Origin of the sequence: Pleomorphomonas koreensis DSM 23070, from assembly GCF_000425185.1 — a bacterium.
GTDB lineage: Bacteria > Pseudomonadota > Alphaproteobacteria > Rhizobiales > Pleomorphomonadaceae > Pleomorphomonas > Pleomorphomonas koreensis.
In genome coordinates, this window is record NZ_AULH01000013.1 from 166,179 (window position 1) to 174,907 (window position 8,729).

Here is an 8,729-nt window from a genome sequence, read left to right on the forward strand (position 1 = left end):
AAACCGGTTTAGTCGAGAATCTGGCCCTCGGTGCCGTCTTCGGCGGGCGGTGGCTGATCGGCCGGCGCCGTATCGTCCATTATCATCGAGGAAGCAGCCGGCTTGTCGGGCGGAATGGGGATACCGCCGATAAAGGTCAATATCACCGGCGCGCCGTCGTCGACGTTGCCGGCGCCGCCGCCGGGCTGGTTGGAGACGGCGACGCGCACCTCGCTGCTGCCGGCCACCGGCGGCGGAATGTCACTGTCCATGTGGCAGCCGATCAGCCAGACGTCGTAGACCGGGTGCTCGACGGCGTTGAGGCCGGGACTGGCCGCGAACATCCAGCCGGAAAAGATGCGCTTCACCTCGTTGTCCAGCGTGATCTCTTCCACCTCGACGAAGCCGTCGGTCTCGGCCGCCTCGGTGGCCGGGCGGGTGTAGCAGACCTTGGGCGTTACCCGCAGCATGCCGAAACGCACGGTCTCGTCGACATAGACGTCGAAGTTGATGATCCGGCCGGTGATCTTGTCGAGGCCGGAGAACACGGCGACCTTGTTGGCGATCTTTTCGGCCGCCGCCGGGCCAGCGAGGGCGATCGTCAGGCCGATGGCGGCGAGCGGGAGGAGGGGTCTGATCGTCATGAGGCGGCTGTCACCGGAGTATCGGGGCGCGGCGCCGGCCGCGCCGGGGGCCTTCCGGCACCCAACACGGCAAATGCGGCAAGCTCTGGGCATCCCTTATCAGGGCAGGCGCCGGAATGCTTCCAGAATCAGCTCGAAGAAGCCGTCGGCGTCGATTTTGGTGATCCATGTGGCGTTCTTCTCGCGCCCGGTGACCGACCAGCGATCGACCACGGTCTGGCCGAAGCACAGGCCGGGCGTCGTCTCGATCTCGACGTTGACGAACCTGCCCTCGAACAGCTCGGGCTCCAAGAGCCAGGCGATGGTGGTCGGGTCATGCAGCGGGCCGCCGTCCGAGCCGTATTTCTGCTCGTCGAAGCGCTCGTAGAAGGAGAGGAGGCCGACGAAGGCCTTGGCCGCCTTGCGGTCGAGCTTGCCGAGGTCGGCGAGCCACGACTTGCGGATCAGCGCCTGATGGGTGACGTCGAGCGACATTACCACGAGGTCGGCGCCCGAGCGGAACACCCGCTGCGCGGCGTGCGGATCGACCCAGATGTTGAACTCGGCGGTGGGGGTCGAGTTGCCGCCCTCGATGGCGGCGCCGCCCATCAGCACGATCTTGTCGAGACGGGTGGCGACGCGCGGCTCCTTGGCGATCGCCAGGGCGACGTTGGTGAGCGGGCCGAGCGCCACCAGCGTCACCGACTTCTCCGGCCGGCTCATCACCGCGTCGACGATCCAGTCGGGCGCGAATTCCGAACGCAGCGGCGTCACCGGGTCGGGGAAGGTCCAGCCGTTGAGGCCGGTCTCGCCGTGGACGTATTCGGCGGTCTCCAGCTTGACGGCGAAGGGCGCCGAGGCGCCGGCGAACACCGGAATGTCGGCGCGGCCGACCAGCTCGATCAGCTTCAGCGCGTTGGTCGACGTCTTGGCGAGGCCAACGTTGCCGGCGACTGCGGTGATGCCCAGCACGTCGATCGCCTCCGGAAAGGCGAGCGCCAGCATGAAGGCGACGGCATCGTCCTGGCCGGGATCGGTGTCGATGATGATCGAACGCGCAGACATCGGGTGTTTCCTCTTTCCTGCTTGCCGCCCGGTGATCGTGATCGGATGGCTAACCTCTTTTAATCGCGACCCTATCCGCTTCGAGCCGGCGAGTCCAACGGCGCCGCGCGGCTGCGGGCTTCTTTCCCCCGCCAACGAAAAGCGGGACGGAAGGTTCCGTCCCGCGAGGGCTTCGTGGAGATCGCAGCGGGGCGTCCGGAGGTCAGGAACCGGGCGTCCAGGCGTCGTAGTCGCCGGTCACCGGCGGGCGCCCCTCGCCGGAGGCGAGCGATCCCTTCGGCCGATAGGCAGCCGCCGTGCCGGTGAGGTTGGGCTTGTGCGGCTTCTGCCAGTCGCGCGGCCGGTAGGATTCGCTGACCGGTGGCGCGGCGACCCGATGGTGCATCCAGCCGTGCCAGCCGGGCGGGATCTTCGAGGCGTCGGCCTCGCCGTTGTAGATCACCCAGCGGCGGGCGCCGTCCTTGCTCTCGTAATAGATGTTGCCCGTCTCGTCCTCGCCGACGCGCCGGCCCTGGCGCCAGGTGTAGAAGCGGGTGCCCATGGTCTGCCCGTTCCACCAGGTGAAGACTTCGATCAGCAGTTCCTTGAAGGTCATGATTCCCGCATCCCGGCGCGCCCCGAGAGTGCGCCATCCACGTAGTTGCGCGGACTATGGCGAGGCGGCCGGCCCTTGTCCAGAGCCCCGTTCGGTTTTTCGGGGAAGCGGCCTCACACCCGGCGGAGCGCCGTCCAGGCGGGCGTCACCGCCGGCCTCTGCGGCGCGGCGTCTTCGCCCGGCAGCAGCCCGGCCTTGCGCTCCAGCTGTTCCTTGGTCCGCAGGAAGGCCTGCCACTGTTCGGCGGCCGTCTCGCCGGCGATCGGCTCCCGGCCGGCCGGCGGCGCGTCGGGCTTGCGGACCGGCGACCGGCTGGTCGCCGCCTTGCGGACGGCGGCGGCGCGTTCCTTCTGGGCCATGATGGTTTCGCGCACCCCCTCGATCTCGAAGGCGCCGCGCGGCCCGAGCACCAGCTCGCGCTGGTCGCGCTGCAGCCAGCCGATGCGCTCCTGCAGCGAGGCCGGCGATATCGGCTTGACGACGATCAGGTTGGCGCCGGCCGCCATGGCTTTGTCGACGATGGCGCGGGTCGGCGTCGCCGTCATGATGATCACCGGCACGTAGCAGAGCGGTTCCATGAAGCGGGCCCGCACCATGCGGAGAAGCTGATGGCCGCTGACCAGACCGGCCCTCCATTCGCAGATGATCAGGTTGGGCGGCTCGTGCAGCATGGCGTGCAGGGCGCTCTCGGTGCTGTCGAACAGGCGCACCCGCCGCACCTTCATGGCGTTGAGCATGGAGCGGATGATGCCCTGCATGTTGCGGGAGTCGTCGATCACCACGACGTCCAGAAGCTCGTTGGGGACGGCGTAGCTGGCGTGATGGGTCATGACGCGGCGGCTCCGGAACTCGTTCACGCGGGCGCGCCTTGTCGAAGGGAGGGGCGCGCCGGAAAGGCATTACATCTTGAGGAGAGCACGAAAGCCTCAAGAACGGCTGAATCGATATGGTTGAGGACGCCTGAATGCGGTCGTCGCAAACCGACGCAAAAAGCGATCACATCTATATGTGGTGTCGACTGGAACTTTTCGTGCCACATTATGTTGTCATGACGGAGAGGGTGATCTAGCATTCTCCCTGGCGCCGGCGAGTCCCCCGCCGGCGTCGCGGGACGCCCCGGAAAACCGTGGGCCTCCTTCTCCGCCGGGACAGCGGGTGGCCTCGGCGCTTCCCCGCGACGGCGCGAATCGGTTGGCGGCGAAGCGCCGTCAAGACGAAATCCTTTCTCGGCATGTGAAATCCGGACTTGCCGGCGAAGGTTGTTGAAAGGTTCCGAAGTTTGGGGAAAACGCGTTTACACTTAATTTACGGAATCGGCTGAACCCTACATATGGGGTTCGATTGGGTCAGGTGAACACAACATGAAGTGCGGAGCCGGCAAATGCCTTGGAAATCCGCGCAAATGGGCAAACGGTGTCGCCGGACGTAAAATGGACCGGACAGGATGAACGGCAGCGCGCCACCGGCGTGTTCCCGGCGAATTTCAAGGGGCTAATCGATGTTGTTCCAGCGGCGCTTCACCAAGGAAGGGCGTTCGCCCTATGACGGGATCGAGTTCCGTCTGGCGGTCAGCGAGATTCGCAATCCCGACGGGTCCGTCGTCTTCCGCGCGGCCGACATCCACGTGCCCGCCGCCTGGAGCCAGGTGGCGAGCGACATCCTCGCCCAGAAGTATTTCCGCAAGGCCGGCGTGCCGGCGGTGCTGAAGCGCGTCGAGGAGAACGCCGTTCCCTCGTGGCTGTGGCGCTCGGTGCCCGACGAGGAAGCGCTCGCCAAGCTGCCGGAGGCCGAGCGCACCGTCGGCGAGACCGACGCGCGGCAGGTGTTCGATCGCCTCGCCGGCACCTGGACCTATTGGGCCTGGAAGGCCGGCCACTTCTCATCGGAGGAGGCCGCCCAGGCTTTCCATGACGAGCTGCGCTACATGTTGGCCACCCAGCGCGTCGCCCCCAACTCGCCGCAGTGGTTCAACACCGGTCTCCATTGGGCCTATGGCATCGACGGTCCCAGCCAGGGCCACTATTACGTCGACTTCAAGACCGGCAAGCTCGTCCGCTCGGCCACCGCCTACGAGCATCCGCAGCCGCATGCCTGCTTCATTCAGTCGGTCGAGGACGACCTCGTCAATGAAAGCGGCATCATGGACCTGTGGGTGCGCGAGGCGCGCCTGTTCAAGTATGGTTCCGGCACTGGCTCCAACTTCTCCAAGCTCAGGGGCGAGGGCGAGAAGCTGGCGGGCGGCGGCAAGTCGTCGGGCCTGATGAGCTTCCTGAAGATCGGCGACCGCGCCGCCGGCGCCATCAAGTCGGGCGGCACGACGCGCCGCGCCGCCAAGATGGTGGTGGTGGACATCGACCATCCCGACATCGAGCAGTACATCAACTGGAAGGTCAAGGAAGAGCAGAAGGTGGCGGCGCTGGTCACCGGCTCCAAGATCTGCTCCAAGCACCTCACCGCCATCATGGCGGCGATCACCGCCGAGGAGGCGACCGGCGACGACCGCTTCGACCCGCTGAAGAACGCCGGCCTGAAGCGCGAGCTGCGCGCCGCCAAGAAGGCGATGGTGCCGGAGAACTACATTCGCCGCGTCATCCAGTTCGCCAGGCAGGGCTATACCTCGATCGAGTTCCCCGTCTATGACACCGACTGGGATTCCGAGGCCTATCTCACCGTCGCCGGCCAGAATTCCAACAACTCGGTGCGCGTCACCGACGGTTTCCTGCGCGCCGTCGAGACCGGCGGCAAATGGAACCTCACCGCCCGCAAGGATGGCCGCGTCGTCAAGGAACTCGACGCCGAAGACCTGTGGGAGAAGATCGGCTACGCCGCCTGGGCGTCGGCCGATCCGGGCATCCAGTACCACACCACCATCAACGACTGGCACACCTGCCCGGCGAGCGGCGAGATCCGCGCCTCCAATCCGTGCTCGGAATACATGTTCCTCGACGACACGGCCTGCAATCTCGCTTCCGTCAACCTGCTGCCGTTCCTCAACGCCGACAAGAGCTTCGATGTCGAGGGCTTCCGCCATGTCTGCCGGCTGTGGACGGTGGTGCTGGAGACCTCGGTGACCATGGCGCAGTTCCCCTCGCGCCAGATCGCCCAGCTCTCCTACGACTTCCGTACCCTCGGCCTCGGCTATGCCAACATCGGCGGCCTGCTGATGTCGTCGGGCATTCCCTATGACAGCGCCGAGGGACGCGCCATCTGCGGCGCCATCACCGCGGTGATGACCGGCACCGCCTACGCCACCTCGGCCGAGATGGCCAGGGAACTGGGTCCGTTCCCCGGCTACAAGAAGAACGCCGCGGACATGCTACGCGTCATCCGCAATCACCGGCTCGCTGCCCACGGCAAGGCTTCGGGCTACCAGAAGCTCAACACGCCGCCGGTGCCGCTCGATCACGCCTCGATCAAGGACCAGCCGCTACTCGACGCCGCCATCGCCTCCTGGGACGAGGCGCTGGCGCTCGGCGAGAAGCACGGCTACCGCAACGCCCAGGTGTCGGTGATCGCGCCGACCGGCACCATCGGCCTGGTGATGGACTGCGACACCACCGGCATCGAGCCCGATTTCGCGCTGGTGAAGTTCAAGAAGCTGGCCGGCGGCGGCTACTTCAAGATCATCAACCGCGCCGTGCCGGAAGCGCTCCGCACGCTCGGCTACTCGGAAAGCCAGATCGCCGAGATCGAGGCCTATGCCGTCGGCCACGGCTCGATCGATCAGGCGCCGGCCGTCAACCCCGGCTCGCTCCGGGCCAAGGGCATGTCGGACGCCGCCATCGACAAGGTGAAGGGCAGCCTCAAGAGCGCCTTCGACATCAAGTTCGTGTTCAACCGCTGGACGCTCGGCGACGAAGAGATGAAGAAGCTCGGCGTCAGCGACGCCCAGATGAACGATCCGTCCTTCGAGCTTCTCGCCCACATGGGCTTCTCCAAGGCCGACATCGAGGCCGCCAACACCCATGTCTGCGGCGCCATGACGCTGGAAGGCGCGCCGCACCTCAAGGCCGAGCACCTGCCGGTGTTCGACTGCGCCAACCCCTGCGGCCGCATCGGCAAGCGCTTCCTGTCGGTGGAGAGCCACATCCGCATGATGGCGGCGGCGCAGCCGTTCATCTCGGGCGCCATCTCCAAGACCATCAACATGCCGAACGACGCCACCGTCGACGACTGCAAGGAAGCCTACATGCTGTCCTGGCGGCTGGCGCTGAAGGCCAACGCGCTCTATCGCGACGGCTCCAAGCTCAGCCAGCCGCTGAACTCGCAACTCCTCGCCGATGACGACGACGAGGCCGAGGACGCCGCCGAGGCGCTGGCCGCCCTGCCGGCCGCTGCGCGGGCGGCGCTGATCTCCGAGAAGATCGTCGAGCGCATCGTCGAGAAGCACGTGCGCGACCGCGAGCAGGAGAAGCTGCCGACCCGCCGCAAGGGCTACACGCAGAAGGCCAAGATCGGCGGCCACACGCTGTTCCTCAGGACCGGCGAATATGACGACGGCCGGCTCGGCGAGATCTTCATCGACATGAACAAGGAGGGATCGGCGCTCCGGGCTCTCCTCAACAACTTCGCCATCTCCGTGTCGCTCGGCCTCCAGTGGGGCGTGCCGCTGGAAGAATATGTCGACGCCTTCACCTTCACCCGCTTCGAGCCGGCGGGCATGGTGCAGGGCAACGAGATGATCAAGAACGCCACGTCGATCCTAGACTACGTGTTCCGCGAACTGGCCGTCTCCTACCTCGGCCGCTACGAGCTGGCGCACGTGGTGCCCGACGACCTGAAGCCGTCGGGCGGCGAGGGCAGGGACGTGAGCGGCCGCGGCGCAGAGACGGCGGTCTCCAAGGGCCTCGTGCGCGGCAAGCAACTGAAGCTCGTCTCGGCGACGCCGGAGCCGAAAGGCTCGGCCGGACCGGGCGCCACCGGCTCCAACGTCTCGGCCTTCGCCACGGCGCGGGCCGGCGCGGCGGTGACCGGCGTCGGCGGTTCGGCCGCCACCGCCTTCCGCCGCGACGCCGAGGAATCGCACGCGCCGTCGTCGGTCGGCTCGACGCAGGCCCAGCCCGACTACGCGACGCGCGTCGCCCACGCACGCATGAAAGGCTACGAAGGCGAGTCCTGCTCGGAGTGCGGCAACTTCACCATGGTGCGCAACGGCACCTGCCTGAAGTGCGACACCTGCGGCTCGACGAGCGGCTGTAGCTGAGGGCTGCCGTCGTTGTTGTTGGGATACGCAAAGTTCTGGAGAAACAAGCCTTTGTTCTGAACCAGAGCTTTGAAACCAAAAGATTTTTGAGGCGCGAAGTTTTCCAGTCGCGCCTCGGGAAACAGGAGCCGGACATCCTCGCGGTGTCCGGCTCAACTCGTGATTCTTAAGGATACATCGCATCGATGAGGTCTTTGCAGAATCGCATCGCTGTTTGAGCTAGATTGGGATCTGCAAAGTCCGCAGTGCCATGCTGCCAGTGATTACGGATCTCGGCAGCGGTCTTCGCTAGCGTCACTGGGGGCCGATAGCATTCCTTTAGGACGCCGCGGCTTACAAGGCTTTCGATGATGCGATACAGCCCATCATGGGCATTCGCGCTCAAACCCAGCCGAATTTTCCCTGCTAGCTCAAGCGCCATCAAAGCTTGTGATACGGCGACCGAGACTAAATCGTAGCAATACCAACCCAACAGGTAGGTATTTCTCGTCCGGTCCCACACGGTGTTGACATCAGCCGGCGCCGAACCTGCAAGCGCCAGACCCTTTATGTCTGTGTAGTGAGTTTCCAAGTTCATGGATTGGAACCCGTCACCGCATCCGAAATGCCGCCATCTGGTATCCGGAATGGTCATTTCGAGCAAAGGCTTAAGCATTCTGACAATCAATCCTATTTCTTTTGCGGCGCGAGTTAGTGAGTGAACTGGCGAATGTTCGGCATCGGGAGCGTCTAGTGCAGTTGCCAAAGCTTCTTCCGCTGTCCGGTGTGGCGACGGTCAGGGGTGTTTGCATTGTCATTACCGAACTGGGTTATTCAGCGCCAAGTCTCAGCCTCGTTGGTCTAGCTAACGCCCCCATCGGCTGTGCGAGACTGGTATTTTTCCGGGTTTTGCAGGCATTCTTCCCGAACGCGATCGTGTCCCAGGGCGTGGTGTAGCTTCGGCGCTCGCCGTGCCTTCCGGACAGAGCCGGGAACGTGTCAGCTTGCCGCTGGCAGGCTGATGAGCGGATCATCGCTCATCGTGGCGATGGTCTCAAGTGTCATGTAGCGGGACCGCTGGACGGCCCACTCGTCATTTTGTTCGAGCAGCAGCGCCCCGACGAGTCTGACGATTGCGTCATCGTTGGGAAAGATGCCGACGACCTCTGTCCGTCGTTTGATCTCGCCGTTGAGACGTTCGATGGGGTTTGTGCTGTGAAGCTTGGTCCAGTGCTGCCTGGGAAAGGTCATGTAGGCGAGCACGTCCTGCTCGGCGCTGTCCATG

7 protein-coding genes are annotated in these 8,729 nt (G+C 65.2%); 1 reads left to right on the forward strand and 6 read right to left on the reverse strand.

The annotated features are described in order from the left end of the window. Positions 1–8: 8 nt before the first annotated feature. From H512_RS26365 to H512_RS25825, 4 genes are all read right to left on the reverse strand, one after another. Positions 9–623 carry a DUF2155 domain-containing protein gene (locus tag H512_RS26365; protein WP_084798457.1) on the reverse strand — a complete coding sequence of 205 codons (615 nt, stop codon included), beginning with the start codon at positions 621–623 and terminating at the stop codon, positions 9–11. A gap of 99 nt (positions 624–722) precedes the next feature. After that, a complete protein-coding gene (locus tag H512_RS0112535) occupies positions 723–1,667 on the reverse strand; it encodes a nucleoside hydrolase (protein ID WP_026783752.1) in 945 nt (314 codons plus the stop codon). A 202-nt stretch (positions 1,668–1,869) separates the two neighbouring features. Next, positions 1,870–2,262 (reverse strand): NADH:ubiquinone oxidoreductase subunit NDUFA12, encoded by a 393-nt coding sequence (locus H512_RS0112540; RefSeq protein WP_036791453.1) that lies wholly within the window; start codon positions 2,260–2,262, stop codon positions 1,870–1,872. A gap of 113 nt (positions 2,263–2,375) precedes the next feature. Beyond that, complete coding sequence (locus H512_RS25825) at positions 2,376–3,092, reverse strand: response regulator (RefSeq protein WP_156899477.1); 717 nt, start codon at positions 3,090–3,092, stop codon at positions 2,376–2,378. Between the two features lie 668 nt (positions 3,093–3,760). On the opposite strand from H512_RS25825, the gene H512_RS0112550 reads away from it, so the two are divergent. Further along, positions 3,761–7,465, forward strand: a complete 3,705-nt coding sequence (locus H512_RS0112550) for a vitamin B12-dependent ribonucleotide reductase (RefSeq protein WP_026783754.1) — start codon at positions 3,761–3,763, stop codon at positions 7,463–7,465. A 166-nt stretch (positions 7,466–7,631) separates the two neighbouring features. Here the strand turns inward: H512_RS0112550 and H512_RS26990 are convergent, their stop codons facing one another. Both H512_RS26990 and H512_RS0112555 read right to left on the reverse strand, forming a co-directional pair. Then, positions 7,632–8,210 carry a hypothetical protein gene (locus H512_RS26990; protein ID WP_156899478.1) on the reverse strand — a complete coding sequence of 193 codons (579 nt, stop codon included), beginning with the start codon at positions 8,208–8,210 and terminating at the stop codon, positions 7,632–7,634. Positions 8,211–8,443: 233 nt separating this feature from the next. After that, the coding region (locus H512_RS0112555; RefSeq protein ID WP_026783755.1) for an IS256 family transposase at positions 8,444–8,729 on the reverse strand (286 nt) is incomplete at its 5' end.

Excerpts from the sequence above, each read along its gene's own strand:
- H512_RS0112550 (WP_026783754.1), top strand. The coding sequence starts at position 3,761 with ATGTTGTTCCAGCGGCGCTTCACCAAGGAAGGGCGTTCGCCCTATGAC.
- H512_RS0112535 (WP_026783752.1), bottom strand. The coding sequence starts at position 1,667 with ATGTCTGCGCGTTCGATCATCATCGACACCGATCCCGGCCAGGACGAT.
- H512_RS26365 (WP_084798457.1), bottom strand. The coding sequence starts at position 623 with ATGACGATCAGACCCCTCCTCCCGCTCGCCGCCATCGGCCTGACGATC.
- H512_RS25825 (WP_156899477.1), bottom strand. The coding sequence starts at position 3,092 with ATGACCCATCACGCCAGCTACGCCGTCCCCAACGAGCTTCTGGACGTC.
- H512_RS0112540 (WP_036791453.1), bottom strand. The coding sequence starts at position 2,262 with ATGACCTTCAAGGAACTGCTGATCGAAGTCTTCACCTGGTGGAACGGG.